This window comes from Kitasatospora sp. NBC_01539 (assembly GCF_045040525.1).
Lineage (GTDB): Bacteria > Actinomycetota > Actinomycetes > Streptomycetales > Streptomycetaceae > Kitasatospora.
In genome coordinates, this window is the sequence record NZ_CP109390.1 from 4,965,770 (window position 1) to 4,981,162 (window position 15,393).

The 15,393-nt window shown below is 76.8% G+C and carries 13 protein-coding genes; 10 read left to right on the plus strand and 3 right to left on the minus strand.

The features are described 5' to 3' along the window. Positions 1 to 14 precede the first annotated feature (14 nt). The 7 genes from OG335_RS21475 (at position 15) to OG335_RS21505 (ending at position 10,020) form a co-directional block, all read left to right on the plus strand. The gene (locus tag OG335_RS21475) at positions 15 to 3,065 is read left to right on the plus strand and encodes a toxin glutamine deamidase domain-containing protein (RefSeq protein WP_405012746.1); all 3,051 of its coding nucleotides are present in this window, start codon (positions 15 to 17) and stop codon (positions 3,063 to 3,065) included. Beyond that, on the plus strand, positions 3,062 to 4,345 hold the full coding sequence (locus tag OG335_RS21480) for an SUKH-4 family immunity protein (protein ID WP_405012747.1): 1,284 nt from the start codon (positions 3,062 to 3,064) through the stop codon (positions 4,343 to 4,345). The genes OG335_RS21475 and OG335_RS21480 overlap by 4 nt, the downstream gene beginning before the upstream one ends. Positions 4,346 to 4,445: 100 nt before the next feature. After that, positions 4,446 to 5,402 carry a Ppx/GppA family phosphatase gene (locus tag OG335_RS21485; protein WP_405012748.1) on the plus strand — a complete coding sequence of 319 codons (957 nt, stop codon included), beginning with the start codon at positions 4,446 to 4,448 and terminating at the stop codon, positions 5,400 to 5,402. A gap of 473 nt (positions 5,403 to 5,875) precedes the next feature. Then, on the plus strand, positions 5,876 to 6,697 hold the full coding sequence (locus OG335_RS21490; protein ID WP_405015477.1) for a sugar phosphate isomerase/epimerase family protein: 822 nt from the start codon (positions 5,876 to 5,878) through the stop codon (positions 6,695 to 6,697). 31 nt (positions 6,698 to 6,728) lie between these two features. Next, a complete protein-coding gene (locus OG335_RS21495; RefSeq protein WP_405012749.1) occupies positions 6,729 to 7,499 on the plus strand; it encodes a class I SAM-dependent methyltransferase in 771 nt (256 codons plus the stop codon). Between the two features lie 133 nt (positions 7,500 to 7,632). Further along, positions 7,633 to 9,477 (plus strand): dihydroxy-acid dehydratase, encoded by a 1,845-nt coding sequence (gene ilvD, locus OG335_RS21500; protein ID WP_405012750.1) that lies wholly within the window; start codon positions 7,633 to 7,635, stop codon positions 9,475 to 9,477. An 81-nt stretch (positions 9,478 to 9,558) separates the two neighbouring features. After that, positions 9,559 to 10,020 (plus strand): hypothetical protein, encoded by a 462-nt coding sequence (locus OG335_RS21505; RefSeq protein WP_405012751.1) that lies wholly within the window; start codon positions 9,559 to 9,561, stop codon positions 10,018 to 10,020. 15 nt (positions 10,021 to 10,035) lie between these two features. Here the strand turns inward: OG335_RS21505 and OG335_RS21510 are convergent, their stop codons facing one another. Further along, complete coding sequence (locus OG335_RS21510) at positions 10,036 to 11,199, minus strand: trans-sulfuration enzyme family protein (protein ID WP_405012752.1); 1,164 nt, start codon at positions 11,197 to 11,199, stop codon at positions 10,036 to 10,038. Positions 11,200 to 11,336: 137 nt separating this feature from the next. Here OG335_RS21510 and OG335_RS21515 point away from each other — a divergent pair, with 137 nt between their 5' ends. Beyond that, positions 11,337 to 11,819 carry an Lrp/AsnC family transcriptional regulator gene (locus tag OG335_RS21515; protein WP_405012753.1) on the plus strand — a complete coding sequence of 161 codons (483 nt, stop codon included), beginning with the start codon at positions 11,337 to 11,339 and terminating at the stop codon, positions 11,817 to 11,819. 16 nt (positions 11,820 to 11,835) lie between these two features. Here the strand turns inward: OG335_RS21515 and OG335_RS21520 are convergent, their stop codons facing one another. Both OG335_RS21520 and OG335_RS21525 read right to left on the minus strand, forming a co-directional pair. Further along, positions 11,836 to 13,056: a hypothetical protein gene (locus tag OG335_RS21520; RefSeq protein ID WP_405012754.1), complete on the minus strand. Its 1,221-nt coding sequence runs from the start codon at positions 13,054 to 13,056 to the stop codon at positions 11,836 to 11,838. Positions 13,057 to 13,156: 100 nt separating this feature from the next. Continuing rightward, positions 13,157 to 13,591, minus strand: a complete 435-nt coding sequence (locus OG335_RS21525) for a hypothetical protein (protein ID WP_405012755.1) — start codon at positions 13,589 to 13,591, stop codon at positions 13,157 to 13,159. Positions 13,592 to 13,859: 268 nt separating this feature from the next. On the opposite strand from OG335_RS21525, the gene OG335_RS21530 reads away from it, so the two are divergent. Together OG335_RS21530 and OG335_RS21535 are read left to right on the plus strand one after the other, a co-directional pair. Continuing rightward, the gene (locus OG335_RS21530; RefSeq protein ID WP_405012756.1) at positions 13,860 to 14,345 is read left to right on the plus strand and encodes an ATP-binding protein; all 486 of its coding nucleotides are present in this window, start codon (positions 13,860 to 13,862) and stop codon (positions 14,343 to 14,345) included. A gap of 121 nt (positions 14,346 to 14,466) precedes the next feature. Beyond that, positions 14,467 to 15,354 (plus strand): prohibitin family protein, encoded by an 888-nt coding sequence (locus OG335_RS21535; protein ID WP_405012757.1) that lies wholly within the window; start codon positions 14,467 to 14,469, stop codon positions 15,352 to 15,354. Positions 15,355 to 15,393 lie beyond the last annotated feature (39 nt).

The following is a 15,393-nucleotide window of genomic DNA, read 5'->3' on the forward strand; positions in this document are numbered from 1 at the left end:
CGAAGGGGGACCACATGCCCAGGAACCTGCCCGAGGAGCTGGCCCCGGTCATGGCCCGGCTCGGCCGCCACTGGCCGGAGGCCGACGAGGACGCGCTGCGCCGCGCCGCCTGCCTCTGGCGCGAGTTCGGCGCCGAGGCGGAGCAGATCGGCCGACGCGGCGTCGCCGCCGCGCAGCGCGTCACCGGCGAGAACTCCGGACCCGCCGTCGAGGCCTTCGCCGACCACTGGCGCGGCTTCTCCGGCGGCGGCCGCGGCCACCTCGACGACGCGCACGCCGCCGCGGACGCCGTCGCCGGGGCCTTCGACCGCGCCGCCGCCGCCACCGACAGCTGCAAGGCCGACATCGTCGCCGTGCTCACCGAGCTCGCCGAGGAGATCAGGAAGGCCGACGCCGCCGAGGCCGCCGCCGCCGCGCAGGTGAAGGACGCCGCGGACGACGGCCTGACCGGCCTCGTCGGCCAGGTGGCCGGCACGGTCAAGGGCGCCGTCGCCGAGGCGGGCGAGGCCGTCGCCGTCGGAGCCGCCAGGACCAGGGTCACCGCGCTGCTGGCCGAACTCGGCCGCGCGATGAAGGACGGCCTGCAGGCGGCGCTCCGCGAGCCCGCCGTCACCGCCCTCGAACGCATCGCCCAGGCCGACGGCGCCGGCCGGCACGGCGAACTCCGCACCCTGAGCGCGGCCCGCTCCGGCGGCGCGCTCACCGGCGAGCTCGCCGGCAGCGCCGTCGGCGGCGCCGCCGCCGTGGCCGGGGTGCGCGCCCTCTCCGCCGCCGTCGGCCCCGACGGCACCGTGCTCACCGACGCCGAGGGCCGGCCCGTGCTGCTCGGCGCGGACGGCGCGCCGCTCGGCGGCCTCGACGGCGTCACCGTCGCGGTCGGCGCCGACGGCAGGCCGCTGCTGGGCGAGGACGGCCGGCCCGTCGTCGTCGGCGCCGACGGCAAGGAGATCGCAGGCCTCGCCCTGGGTGCCGACGGCAAGCCCCTCACCGGTGCCGACGGCAAGCCCCTGACCGTCACCGCCGACGGCGCGGTCGGCGACACCGGCCTGACCCTGGCCGTCGGCAAGGACGGCCACCCCGTCCTCGACCGGCACGGCCGGCCCGTCATGCTCGACGCCGAGGGCAACCCCGCCGCCGGCCTGGCCGTCGGTACCGACGGCCGGATCCTCACCGACGGCGAGGGCCGGCCGGTCGTCGCCGGCGTCGGCCGCGACGGCCGCCCGCTCGTCGACGCGGCCGTCGGCCCGGACGGCGTCCGGCTCGGCGTGGACGGCCTCCCGGTGGCCGCCGCCGACCTCGGGACGGACACCGTGCCCGGGGCCGTCCGGGGCGCGCACGGAGGGCACGGCCGTCCCGGCGGCGACCCGCTGCTCGACGCCGTCACCGGCCCCGGGGTCACCGGCCCCGGCGGCACCGGTCCGGTGACCGTGCAGGCCGGCCCCGTCACCGTGCAGGCCGCCGCCGCGTCCGGCCCGTCCCTGCCGGCGGCCCACGAGAGCGCGGGGCACCGCAGCCCGGTCGCCGGACACACCTCCGCCCCGTCGGCCGGCCACTCCTACCAGGCACCCGTGTACGAACCGGTCCACGACCTGCCCGCCGCCGCCCCGCGTCCAGCCGGCCCGGTCAGCGTGCACACCGACTCGGTGGTCCTCGCGCCGCAGCCCTCCTCCGGCGGTTCCTACGGCGGCACCGCCGATCCCGGCATGCCGGTGTCCGGTGTGCGGCACGGCGGCGAGCCGGCCGGGCCGGTGGCGTCCGGAGGCGGTGCGGCGGCCGGGTTCCCGCTCGGCCCGGTCGGCGGGGCTCCCGCCGGTGCCGCACCGGTCGGCGCCGTCCCGTCGGCCGGCGTTCCCGCCGCCGGTCCGGTCGGCGGCGCACCGGTCACCGGTGCCCCCGCCGGAGGTCCCGGCGCCGCCGGTGCGCCGGGTGCCCCGGTCGGCACGGCCGTCCCCGGCGCGGCGGGCCAGCCCGGCGCGCAGGGCGGCTCCGCCGGGGTCGTCGGCGCCGTGGTCGGCACCCCGGGCGCCGCCTCCCGCACCCCCGCGGGCGGCGCCCCCGGCACGCCCGCCGCCCCGGGGTCCGGTGCGGCGCCGCTGCCGGTCCGCCTCGGCGAGCCGACCGCGGACCTCCGCCGCCGCCCCGAGGCCCTCGGCACCGAGCCGCACACCGGACCCACGGTGGTGGCGGTGCTGCACCCGGGGCAGGTCGCGGCCGCCTACCTCGCCTCGCGGGCCGGACGGCCCGCCGACGGCCCCGGCGCGCCCGTGCCGGTCCGCAGCCTCGCCGACGGCCGCCCCTACGGGCGCCCCGGCGGCCTGGGGCCCGTCGACCCCGCGCACCAGGCGGAGGTGGAGCGGCTGGTGCCCCGGCAGCCGGACGGCACCCCCGCGCCGCACCCGGACCCGTCCGGCGGCGGCTGGGCGCAGGCCCTGAACGGCGGCGGCCCGCGCGAGCCCGGCCGCGCCAACACCGGTGTCGACCTCGCCCTCTCCGGCGTCGACACGTTCGCCGGCCTGCCGGTCTGCGCGGCCCCCCGGCTGCCCGACGGCCCCCTCGGCGAGTACGGCGGCCGCGACCGCGCCGAACGCGAACTCGGCACGCACTTCCTCGACCTGGGCGACGGCGAGGGCGCCTTCGCGCGCATCGCCGACGCGCTGCGGCGCTCCGGCCCCGGCGCGCAGGCCGTCCTGCTCACCCTGGACGCCTTCCGCCGGTCCCACCTGTGGAACGTCGTGCACCACGGCGACCGCCTCACCTGGGTCGACCACCAGACCGGCGCCGTCGCGGCCGAACCGCTGCACAGCGCCGAGCACGGCCTGTGGGCGATCGCCCTGGACGCCCGCTGCCGACCGCTCGACCTCGCGGACACCCGCCCGGCCCCGGCCGCCCGGCCGGCCGCCGCACCCGAAGCCGTCCCCGAGCCGCCCGCCCCCGAGCCGCCCGCCCCCGAGCCGGCCGCCGCCGCACCCGAACCCGTCCCCGAGCCCGCCCGTCCCGCCGAGCCCGCACCGCCCCGGTCCCGGCTCACCGTCCACCGCACCGCTGCCGGGAGCACCCGCCGATGACCACCCGCGAGCAGGCCCTGGAGGCCGCCCACCACTGGATCAACGGCGGCCTCCCCGCGGAGGGCGCCCGTCAGGTCCGGAGCTTCGAGTTCGAGCACGGCTGGGTCGTCTGGCCGGAACCGCCGCCCGTGCACGTCGACCCCTTCACCGGGGTGCGCCGCGCGCCGGAGGAGATCGGCGCCGCCTGCGGCGTCGTCGACCGCCTCGGCGGCGGCCTCACCGTCTGGCCGTCCGTGCCGGTGCCCGACGTCGTCCGGATGTACCGGGACTTCCTCGGCGCAGGCGACCACGACCCCGCGCTGCCGCCCGCCACCGGGCCCGGCCTCCGCGCCGCACTCCGCCACCGCGACGCCCTCGGCGAGGAGCGCACCCTCGTCGTGCACTCCGCCACCGGCCTGCCGCACCCCGTGCTGCGGGCCTGGGAGCGCCTCCGGGAGCAGGGCGTGCCGGTGGAGGACGTCCTCGGCGTGCACACCGACCTGCAGCTCTCCGCCCTGCCCGGCGGCTACGCGGCGCACGCCGTCGCCGCCGCCCTGCCCGGCGTGCCGGTCACCCACGACCACGCGTACGGGCCGTGGTTCGACCTCCGCGCCCGGGCGGTGCGCGCCCTGCCCGCGCCGGCGGGCGTCCGGCCCAACCGGGTGCCCTTCCCGCGGGCGGTGCCGCCGGCGCAGCCCGAGGACGGCCGCACCCTCGCCGCCCGGCTGGCGGAGCGGTTCGGGCCGCAGGGCGTCCGCCGCTTCGACACCGAGGCGGTCGTGCTGGCCGACCTGCCGGAGGCGCTGGCCAGGCCGCTGCTCCAGGTCGGCCTGCCGGTCGCCGTGGACGGCTTCTTCACGCTCCACCACCCCGGGCCGGACGGCGTCCACGACGGTGTCCGCACCGCCCCGGTGCTGCCCGACGCCGCCGGCCACCTCGCCGCCCTCGGCCGGGGCACCCGGGCCACCGCGGCGGCCCGGCAGGGCCTGCTCGGCCAGATCGTGCTCGGCACCGACGGCCGCGCCCTGATCACCGTCGACACCCTGCAGGGCAGGGTCCGCGCGATCGACCCCGACACCGCCGCGGCGCGCTACTGCAACGCCGACCTCACCGCCTTCACCCGCGGCCTCGCCCTGCTCGCCGAACGCCTCCCGGCGCTGCGCGGCCTCCACCCGCACGCCGCGGGCCCGGCCGTCGCCGAACTCCAGTGGGCGCTGGCCGCGATCGACCGCACCGTCTTCACCGACCCGGAGAACTGGTGGGCGGTGATCGTCGAACAGCTCTGGCACGGCCTGCTGTGACCCGGCGCCGGAACCGGGCCGCCCGGACGGCACCCCGGCGGGCGCCCGGCCCGCCCGACCGGGGCAGGTGAGCGGCCCGCATCGCGTAGCGTGGACCGCTATGCGACTCGGTGTCCTCGACGTAGGTTCCAACACGGTCCACTTCCTCGTGGTGGACGCGCACCCCGGTGCGGCCCCGCTCCCGGCGTACTCGCACAAGGCCGAGTTGCGGCTCGCCGAGCTGCTCGACGACACCGGGGCGATCTCCCCGACGGGTGTGGACCGCCTCGTGTCGATGGTCGCCTCGTCGATCGCCGTCGCCGAGGACAAGGGCGTCGTGGAGATACTTCCGTTCGCCACCTCCGCCGTGCGCGAGGCCGCCAACGGCGGGGAGGTGCTGCGCCGCGTCGCCGACGAGACCGGCATCGAACTGCGGGTGCTCGCCGGGCAGGACGAGGCCCGGCTGACCTTCCTCGCCGTACGCCGCTGGTTCGGCTGGTCCTCCGGCCGGCTGCTCAACCTGGACATCGGCGGCGGCTCGCTGGAGATCGCCTGCGGCCGCGACGAGCAGCCCGACATCGCCGCCTCCCTGCCGCTCGGCGCCGGCCGGCTGACCGCCCGCCTCCCCGGCGACACCGCCGACCCCGAGGACGTCCGGGAGCTGCGCCGCCACGTCCGGGCCGAGATCGCCCAGGTGGTCGGCGAGTTCACCCGGCAGGGCGCACCGGACCACGCGGTCGCCACCTCCAAGACCTTCAAGCAACTGGCCCGCATGACCGGCGCCGCCCCCGCCGACGCCGGCCCCCGCGTGCCGCGGCGGCTCACCCGCAGCGGCCTCGCGGCGTGGCTGCCCCGCCTCGCCGCGATGACCGTCGCCGAGCGGGCCAGGATCCCCGGCGTGTCGCAGGGCCGCGCCCGGCAGCTCCTCGCGGGGGCCGTCGTGGCGGACGCCGCGATGGACCTCTTCGGCCTGGAGCAGCTCGACATCTGCCCGTGGGCGCTGCGCGAGGGCATCATCCTGCGCCGCCTCGACGCCCTCGGCGGCCCGGCCGACCGCCGCCCCGCGCTCGCCCCCTGAACCCGCCCCGGGCGGTCGCCCGACCGCCCGGAGTGAGATCCGGGCCACGCTTCCTCCGCCTCTGCCCCCATTCGTCCGCCCCGCCGCATACCCTGTCTCCCGTGGCGGAAGCAGCGGACGACGACGCGGCGCCGGCCGGCCGCGCCGCCGAGGGCGCGGCACGGCGGGCCCCCCGCACGCGCCGGGCCGAGGCCGGCACCCCGCCCAGGCGCCGTACGGAGGATCGGGACGGCGGCCCCGGCGAGCAGGCCGCCGACGCCCCCCGTGCCACCCGGGGCGCCGCGTCACGCACCGCGAAGGGCGCGGCCGCCCGCTCCGCCAGGACCGTCCGGTCGGTGACCGCCGCGAAGACCGCCAGGGTGGCGAAGGCCGCCAAGGTGGCCCGGGCGGTGAAGGAGACCCGCCGCAAGGACCCCCGCCCGGCACCGCTGCTGCGCACCACCGACCGCCTGGTGCTGCCCCCGCACCCGGGCGTGCACGTGCCGGACACGAAGGTGGCGCTCTCCACCGCCTCGGTGTACCCGTCGACCACGGCGACCGCCTTCGAACTCGCCGCGCGGCTCGGCTACGACGGCGTCGAGGTGATGGTCTGGAACGACCCGGTGAGCCAGGACGTCGAGGCGCTGCGCCGGCTCTCCGACGCGCACCGCATGCCGATCCTCGCCGTGCACGCGCCGTGCCTGCTGATCACCCAGCGGGTGTGGACCACCGACCCGTGGACGAAGCTCGTGCGGGCCCGGGCGGCGGCCGAGAAGCTGGGCGCCGACACGGTGGTGGTGCACCCGCCGTTCCGCTGGCAGCGGCAGTACGCGCGGGAGTTCGTCGCCGGCATCGGCCGGATGGCGGGGGAGACGGACGTCCGCTTCGCCGTGGAGAACATGTACCCGTGGCGGTACAAGGACCGCGAGATGCTCGCCTACGCGCCCGGCTGGGACGTCACCGAGGAGGAGTACCGGCACTTCACGGTCGACCTGTCGCACGCCGCGACCTCCCGCGTGGACGCGCTGGAGATGGTCGGCCGGATGGGCGGCCGGCTCGCCCACGTGCACCTCGCGGACGGCTCCGGCTCCGGCAAGGACGAGCACCTCATCCCCGGCCGCGGCACGCAGCCGTGCGCGGTGCTGCTGGAGCAGCTCGCCCGTACGGGCTTCGACGGCCACGTGGTGCTGGAGGTCAACACCCGGCGCTCCGGGTCGCCCGCCGAACGCGAGGCCGACCTCGCGGAGGCGCTCGCCTTCACCCGGCTGCACCTCGCCACCCCCGCCCGGCTGCACCGGCCCGGCGGCGTAGGCTGAACGGCGCCGGGTCGCACACGGAGGGACGCCGATGACGGATTCTCAGCAGCAGGCGCACGCACTGTCCTTCGGCCCGGTGGCCGAGCAGTACGACGCGGCCCGGCCCTCGTACCCCGACGCCCTCGTCGACGCGCTGGAGCGCCTCGCGGGCCGCCCGCTCCGCGGCGCCGACGTGGTCGACGTCGGCGCCGGCACGGGCATCGCGACCCGGCTGCTCGCCGCCCGCGGCGCCCGGGTGCTCGCCGTGGAACCGAGCCCCGGCATGGCGGCCCGGCTGCGGGCCGTCTCCCCGGACCTGCCGGTGGTGAAGGGCGTCGGCGACGAGCTGCCGCTGCACGACGGCTCCGCCGACCTCGTCACCTACGCGCAGGCCTTCCACTGGACGGACCCGGAGCGTTCGGTGCCCGAGGCGCTGCGGGTGCTCCGCCCCGGCGGTTCGCTCGCCCTCTGGTGGAACGTCAAGGACCGGGCCGTCGACTGGATCGCCGCGCAGGAGCGGCGGCTCGCCGCGGCCCTGCCCTCGTACCACTTCTACGGGAGCAGCCTGACGGCGTTCGCCGAGCCGCTGGCCGCCCGCGGCCTGGAGGTCGGCACGGCCAGGCTGCACTGGGAGCGGCAGGTCACCCTCGACAGCCACCTCGCCGACCTCGGCTCGCGGTCGTACTTCGCCGTTCTGCCCGCCGAGCGGCAGGCACCGGTGCTCGCCGCGGAGCGCGAGGCCCTGCTCGCCGGGCATCCGGACGGTGTGCTGACCGAGCCGTACGTGCTCGACCTCTTCGTCGCGCGGCGGCCCGCCGCCTGACGGACCGGCCTGACCGCATCGCGGACAGCGCGTCCGCGGCCCGGAGCGGGAGGCGTAACCTCGGTAGGACGGCGGCCCTGCACCCTCTCACCCGCGCAGCGGCCCGCACGCCGGCCCCGAAGGAGTGGAGCGCATGCCCGAGCTGAGGTCCCGTACCGTCACCCACGGCCGCAACATGGCGGGCGCCCGTGCCCTTCTCCGGGCGGCGGGCGTAGCCCGGGAGGACTTCGGCAAGCCGATCATCGCGGTGGCCAACTCCTTCACCGAGTTCGTGCCGGGCCACACCCACCTGCAGCCGGTCGGCCGGATCGTCTCCGAGGCGATCAAGGAGGCCGGCGGCATCCCGCGCGAGTTCAACACGATCGCCGTCGACGACGGCATCGCGATGGGCCACAGCGGCATGCTGTACTCGCTGCCCTCGCGCGACCTGATCGCCGACTCGGTGGAGTACATGGTCAACGCGCACTGCGCGGACGCCCTGATCTGCATCTCCAACTGCGACAAGATCACCCCCGGCATGCTGATGGCCGCCCTGCGGCTCAACATCCCGACGGTCTTCGTCTCCGGCGGCCCGATGGAGGCCGGCAAGGCCACCCTCGTCGACGGCACCGTGCGCAAGCTCGACCTGGTCGACGCGATCTCGCAGGCGGTCAACGAGAACGTCTCCGACGAGGACATCGCGATCATCGAGGAGAACGCCTGCCCGACCTGCGGCTCGTGTTCCGGCATGTTCACCGCCAACTCGATGAACTGCCTCACCGAGGCGATCGGCCTGTCGCTGCCCGGCAACGGCTCGGTGCTCGCCACCCACACCGCCCGCCGCGCGCTCTACGAGCGGGCCGGGCGGACGGTCGTCGAGATCACGGAGCGGCACTACCACCAGGACGACGAGTCCGTGCTGCCGCGCAACATCGCGACCCGCGCCGCGTTCGAGAACGCCATGGCGCTCGACATCGCGATGGGCGGCTCCACCAACACGATCCTGCACCTGCTCGCCGCCGCGCAGGAAGCCGAGGTCGACTTCGACATGCGGGCGATCGACGCGGTGTCCCGCCGGGTGCCGTGCCTCTCCAAGGTCGCGCCCAACGGCTCGTACTACATGGAGGACGTGCACCGGGCCGGCGGCATCCCCGCGATCCTCGGCGAGCTCTACCGCGGCGGCATGCTCCACGAGGACGTGCACACCGTGCACTCCGCCTCGATCGACGAGTGGCTGAAGACCTGGGACGTCCGCGGCGGCTCGCCGTCCGAGGAGGCGGTCGAGCTGTGGCACGCCGCCCCCGGCTGCGTGCGCTCCGCCGAGGCGTTCTCGCAGTCCGAGCGGTGGGAGACGCTCGACACCGACGCCGCCCGGGGCTGCATCCGCAGCGTCGAGCACGCCTACTCCGTCGAGGGCGGCCTCGCCGTGCTGTACGGCAACCTCGCCGAGGACGGCTGCATCGTGAAGACCGCGGGCGTCGACGAGTCGATCTGGACGTTCAGCGGCCCGGCCGTCGTCGTCGAGTCGCAGGAGGACGCCGTCGAGGCGATCCTCGCCAAGCGGATCAAGGAGGGCGACGTCGTCGTCATCCGCTACGAGGGCCCCAAGGGCGGCCCCGGCATGCAGGAGATGCTCTACCCGACCTCGTTCCTCAAGGGCCGCGGCCTCGGCAAGGCCTGCGCGCTGGTCACCGACGGACGGTTCTCCGGCGGCACCTCCGGCCTCTCCATCGGCCACGCCTCGCCCGAGGCGGCGTCCGGCGGCACCATCGCGCTGGTCGAGGACGGCGACATCATCGCCATCGACATCCCCGGCCGCACGATCGACCTCAAGGTCTCCTTCGAGGAGCTGCACGAGCGGCGCCTCAAGCTGGAGGCCGAGGGCGGCTACAAGCCGAAGAACCGCGAGCGCCACGTCAGCCAGGCGCTGAAGGCGTACGCCGCGATGGCGACCTCCGCCGACAAGGGCGCCGTCCGCGACGTCTCCAAGCTGGGCTGAGCCCACCGCAGGGAGCCGCCCCGGTCGCGCCGGGGCGGCTCCCTGCGCCGTCGCGCACCGCCGACGGGCGATAATCGGGCCGTGAACGAGCAGCGCAGCCCCCGCAAGCAGCCCCCCGGCGGCCCCGGACCGGAGCCGATCCGGTTCTTCGGCACCACCTGGGTCGACCACGGCGGCGGCTACTGGCTCCGCCGGGTGCTGGTCTCGCTCGGCGCGCTGATCTGCACCGCGGCGGGCGCCCTGCTGCTGCGCTTCGCCGTCGCCGGGGTGGCGCTCTCCGACGCGGGCCGGCTGGTCGACGTGCTGCTGATCGGCGCCGTGGCGATCTGCACCTGCCTCGCCGGGATCCGCACCTGGAAGAGCCTCACCGAGGGCCGGGCGTCCCTCGACGGCTGGATGGCCGAGGACCGCTCGCTCGGCGCGGTCTGGCTGATCGGCGGGGTCGGCGCGCTCGCCGCGTACTTCTTCCGCAGCCTCGTCGAGGCGCCCGGCGAGGCCGTGCACCGGGCCGCGTACGAGCGCGCCCGCCGCGGGCGCCGCTGACCGGAGGCCCGCGCGTCAGTTCCGCGCGAGGGCCCGGCCGAGGTCCGCGCAGAGGTCCTCGGGATCCTCCAGGCCGACCGACAGCCGCAGCAGCGACGGGTGCGGACGGGCCTCCGGGGCGACCGGCCGGTGGGTGAGCGAGGCCGGGTGCTGGATCAGCGTGTCGACGCCGCCCAGCGACACGGCGTGCGTGACGAGCGCGCAGCCGTCCGCGACCCGCGCCGCCGCCTCGAAGCCGCCGCGCAGCGAGAACGCCAGCACCGACCCCGCACCCGTCATCTGACGGCCGACCAGGCCCAGCGGGTCGCCCTCCGGCAGGCCGGGGTAGAAGACCTGCTCCACCTCCGGCCGGGCGCCCAGCCAGGCGGCGAGCTTCGCCGCGTTCGCGGCCTGGTGGCGCACCCGCAGCGGCAGTGTCTGCAGCCCGCGGTGCAGCAGGTAGGCCGCCAGGGGGTGCAGGATGCCGCCGGTCACCGCCCGGACCCGGCGCAGGCGGGCCGCCCACTCCGCGTCGGTGGCGACCGCGCCGGCCAGCACGTCGCCGTGCCCGCCGAGATACTTGGTGGCGCTGTGCAGGACGAGCGTCGCGCCGTGGTGCACCGGCTGCTGCAGGACGGGCGTCGCGAAGGTGTTGTCGACCAGCAGCGGCACCCCGCCGCACTGCGAGGCGACGGCGGCGAGGTCGACGAGGTCGAGGGTCGGGTTGGCGGGGGTCTCCACCACGACGAGCCCGGTGTCGGGGCGCAGGGCCGCGGCGACCTCCCCGGCGGCCGCCCAGGTCACCTCGGTGCCGAGCAGGCCGGTGGCCAGCACGTGGTCGGTGCCGCCGTACAGCGGACGCACCGCCACGACGTGCCCCCGGCCCTCGGCGCGGGCGGCCAGCAGGCAGGCGGAGAGGGCGGCCATGCCGGAGGCGAAGGCCACCGCCTGCGCGCAGTCCTCCAGCTCGGCGAGGGCCTGCTCGAAGCGGGCGGTGGTGGGGTTCCACAGCCGCTGGTAGACGGCGCTGCCGCCCTCGGGGAGCAGGCCGCCGGTGGCCAGCGCCTCGTAGCTGTCGCCGCCGGCCTCCACGCCGGGGAGCGGGTTGGTGGTGGAGAGGTCGATCGGCGGGACGTGCGTCCCGAGGCCGCGCAGGTCGGTTCTGCCGGCGTGCACGGCCCGGGTGTCGGCGTGGGGCATGGGTGGCCTCCTCGGCGGGGTGGGGGGTGGCCCCATCGTGAAGACCCGGCCGGGTCGGGGCCACCGGTCCGCACAACATTCGGCTACCGGCCGGTAGACCTTGTGGATGTGCGGACCGGCGCACGATCGTGGGCGCCGTGCCGAAGAATCCGCAACGCGAACTCGCCCCCGTCGACCGCGCCATCCTGCGCCTGCTGGTGGCCGACGCGCGGATGCCCAACAACGCCGTCGCCGAGGCGGTCGGCATTGCGCCGTCGACCTGCCTCGGCCGGATCCGGGCCCTCCGCGAGCGCGGTGTCATCCGCGGCTTCCACGCGGAGGTCGAGCCCGCCGCCGTCGGGCTCGGCATCCAGGCCATGATCGCGGTGCGCCTGCACGCCCACACCAAGGAGCAGATCCGCAGCTTCGCCGGCGGCATCCCCCGGATGCCGGGCGTCGTCGCCGCGTACCACCTGGCCGGGCCGGACGACTACCTGCTGCACGTCGCCGTGGCCGACACCGACGCGCTGCGCGACTTCGTGCTCGACCACCTCACCGCGCACCCCGCGGTGCAGCACACCGAGACCAGCCTGATCTTCGGGCACCTGCGCGGCGACGCGCCGGCCACCGCCGGGGCCTAGCCGCCGCCCGGCGGCCTCAGGTGCGCGACAGTGCGCCGCAGCTGCCGTCGCCCTCCTCCAGCGGCGTCCTGCGGTCGTACGGGTCCGTCGTCGGGCCGCCCGTCGGGGCGCCCGACGGCCCGTCGTCCTCGGCCGACTCGGGGAAGCTGGTCACCAGGTAGCCGCTGCCCATCGTGCAGACGTTGTTGCCGAAGGCGCTCTGCCCCTTGTCGAGGACGAGCTTGCCGCGCTGCACCTGGTAGCGCGCCGGGTTGTAGAAGCGGAAGTCCTGCTGGCGCCGGACGATCTCGCGCTCCACCCGGACGTCGCCGCCCGCGGTCGTCCAGCCGACCGGTCGGGCCGTGGCGCCCGCGGCGGGCGAGGCCGGGGCCCGCCCGACGTCCGGGCCCGGCCGCAGCGCGTAGACGTAGGTGTAGTCGGTGTGCACGAGCATGCCGCGGTCGCCGTCGCTCTCGAAGGTCGTCCGGCCCAGCACCTTGACCACCTCGGTGACGGGAACGGCCAGCCGCGGGTCGAAGCGGCTCAGCCACACCACCGGGTCGTGCTCCGCGGTGGGGTGCGCGAGCGCGGCCTCCAGCTCGGTGCGGTCCTTGCGGTCCAGCAGGGCCAGGGCGGCGGCCGGCGTGCCGCCCGCCGTCGTCGCCGGATCGAGGTGGGCGAGCACCAGGTAGTCCTTCACGGCCTTGAGCTGGGCGGCGACCTGGGTCCTGTCGAACACCCCGAGGGCCTGGGCGGCGGGCAGCTCGATGCCGTTCGCGCCGGACGGCCACGCCTCGGCGGGCGAGCCCGCCCACGGGTGGTCGGCGGTCGGGGTGTCCGGGTCGACCGCGGGCGGCGCCGCGGTGGGCGAGGCGGTCTCCGGGGCGACGGGCGGCAGCGCGGACGACTCCTGGCGTCCCTCGTACCAGCCGTTCAGCCGGTCGACGTTGAGCGCGGCCAGGGTGACCGCGGCGGCCAGCACGACGAACACCGGCGTCTGCCAGTTGCGCTTCCGGCGGCGCCCCCACGGGTCGACCGGCTTCGGACGCCGTCCGAAGCGGCTGCGGCGGGCCGGCACCCGGTCGGCGGACGCCCTCCACGGCTCGGGGTCCGGCGGCTGCTGCTTCCAGCGGGCGGCGAGCATCCGGGACCGGCCCGACTGCTCCTTCACGTCGGCCCCGCGGACGAAGTCCTCGTCCAGCACGAGGTTCTCGAACGGGTCGTCAGGGCGTGGCCCGGGCTCATCGACTATCGGCACGCGCGCCAGTATGCAGAGCTGCGCCGACACGCCGCGCAGGGGGTGCCGTGCGGGCCCCCGGACCGCTGCCGGTCCGGGGGGATTTCACCCCGTACGTCCGTCAGGCGCGCTTCCGGGCCCGCTTCACCGAGCCGACCACGCCGGCGATCACCAGCAGCAGCCCGGCCGGGAGCAGTGACGCGAACAGCGCCCCGAGGAGTCCCGAACTCCCGAGCAGCGTCATCGCCAGCGTGGTGGTCACCCACAGCGCCCCGGCCGCGGGCAGGGCGGACTCCCACGGGTGGGCGTCGGCCCAGCGCTGCAGCCGCCGGTCGCCGGTGTCCCGGCGGAGCCGGCCGCCGACCGTGCCGACGAGGAAGAAGAAGAACAGGCCGAGACCCACCGGACCGGCCAGGATGTCCAGCGACCAGTTGCCGGTGACGACGTTCACCCCGAGGGCCGCACCGCCGACCACGGTGCCGACGGCCGCGGCCGTGCGCCACGGGCCCAGGGTCGCCGCGGCGACGGCGACCTGACGGCTCTCACTTCGCGACATATCTCCGTTACCCATACCTCCACGGTGCGCCCGCGGGGCCCTGGAAATCCATAGGGGTCATCCCCGAGTTTCCCCGGACGCCGGACGCCGGAGGCGGCCGGCGGGAGCGGACGGCGGGCGGGCAGCCCGCCACCGTACCCGCCCGGCGGACCGCGCGGGAGCGGAACACGACAAGCGGCGCGCCGGCCGCGGCGCAAGGTCGATCATGCTCATGACCGACCGCCGCGCCGCCGGGCCGTATCCCGGCGTGACCCCGAGGGGCCGTGCCATGCCCGAAACGCTCACCCCGCCCCTGCCCTGCCCGGCTCCCCGCCCGGCGCCCGGCACGCCGGCCCCCGCCCCGCCCGGCGCCGCGCGCCAGGAGTGCTGGCTGCCCCGGCACCGCAAGTCCGCGGGCGCGGCGCGGCGACGGCTGCGCGCCTACCTCGCGGCCCGCCCGGACAGCGGGCCGCTGGCCGACGCCGCCGAGCAGCTGGTGGGCGAGCTCGTCGCCAACGCGGTCGGGCACGGCAGCGTCCCGCCCGGCCGGCTCGTCCTCGTCGCCTTCGAGTACACCGGCGGCGCCCTCCGCATCGAGGTGCACGACGCCTGCGCCGACGAGCCGGTGCTCCGCACGCCCGGCGAGGCCGACGAGTCCGGCCGCGGCCTGCGGCTGGTCGAGGCGCTCGCCGCGGAGTGGGGCGTGCGGGCCCGGGCGGGCGGCGTCGGCAAGGTCGTGTGGTGCGTCTGCAGGCCCGGCGGAGCGGTGCGGTGACACCCCGTCGGTGGACGTCCGGCCAACTCCGTCCGAACATCGCTCGAACGACGGCTCCGGGCCGCCCGCGGGCCCCTAGGCTCCGGCCGTCCTGCTGTCACGGCCCGAGGGACCCACCCTGATGCTCTACCTCTCCGTCCTGCTGCTGCTCGCCGGCGTCGTCCTGCTCGTCCTGCGCCGGCGGCGGGTCGCCGACTCGCCCGTCGCCACCGTGTCGGGCGTGGTCTGCGCGCTCCTCGGCCTCGCCCTCGGCCTGACCACCCTCGTGCACGTCGTCGCGCCGTACGAGGTGGCCGTGCCCACCACGCTCGGCAAGGTCGGGGGCACCTGGAAGTCCGGGCTGCACCTGAAGTCGCCGCTGACCGACGTCGCCACCTTCTCGACCCGGCCCGCCGACCTCGACCTCACCGGCAAGGACACCGTGGAGGTCCGCTCCTCCGAGGGCGGCGTGCTCTACGCCGACCTCACCGTCAAGTGGTCCATCGACCCGCAGCACACCCTGGCGCTCTACAGGCTGGCGGGCAGCGCGAGCGCCGTCCAGCAGCGCCTGGTCTACCCGGACACCCGGGAGATCGTCCGCAACGTCTTCGCCCGGCACACCGGCGTCGAGGGGTACAGCTCGCAGCGCGAGGCCATCAGCGCCGAGATAGAGCGGCTCGTCACCGCCCGTCTCGCCCCGCGCGGCATCCTCGTCAACGGCGTCAACCTGCGCAACGTCAAGCCCAGCGACAGCCTGCAGCACGCGATCGACCAGAAGATCCAGCAGGACCAGGCGACCGCCCAGGCCGAGGCCGCGGTGCGCACCGCCAGGGCCGAGGCGGAGAAGCGGAAGATCGACTCGGAGAGCACGGCCGCCGCCAACCGGGCCATCGCCGACTCCCTGACCGACCGCATGCTCATGAGCCAGTGCATCGACGCCTTCAAGGCCGCCGCGGAGAAGAACCCGGTCTACGCGAGCCCGTGCGGCTCCGTCGGCAGCCCGGTCATCGTCGACGGCACCAAGCGCTGACCGGGCCCGGCCGCCCGGGGTCCGCTCCCCGGGCGGCCG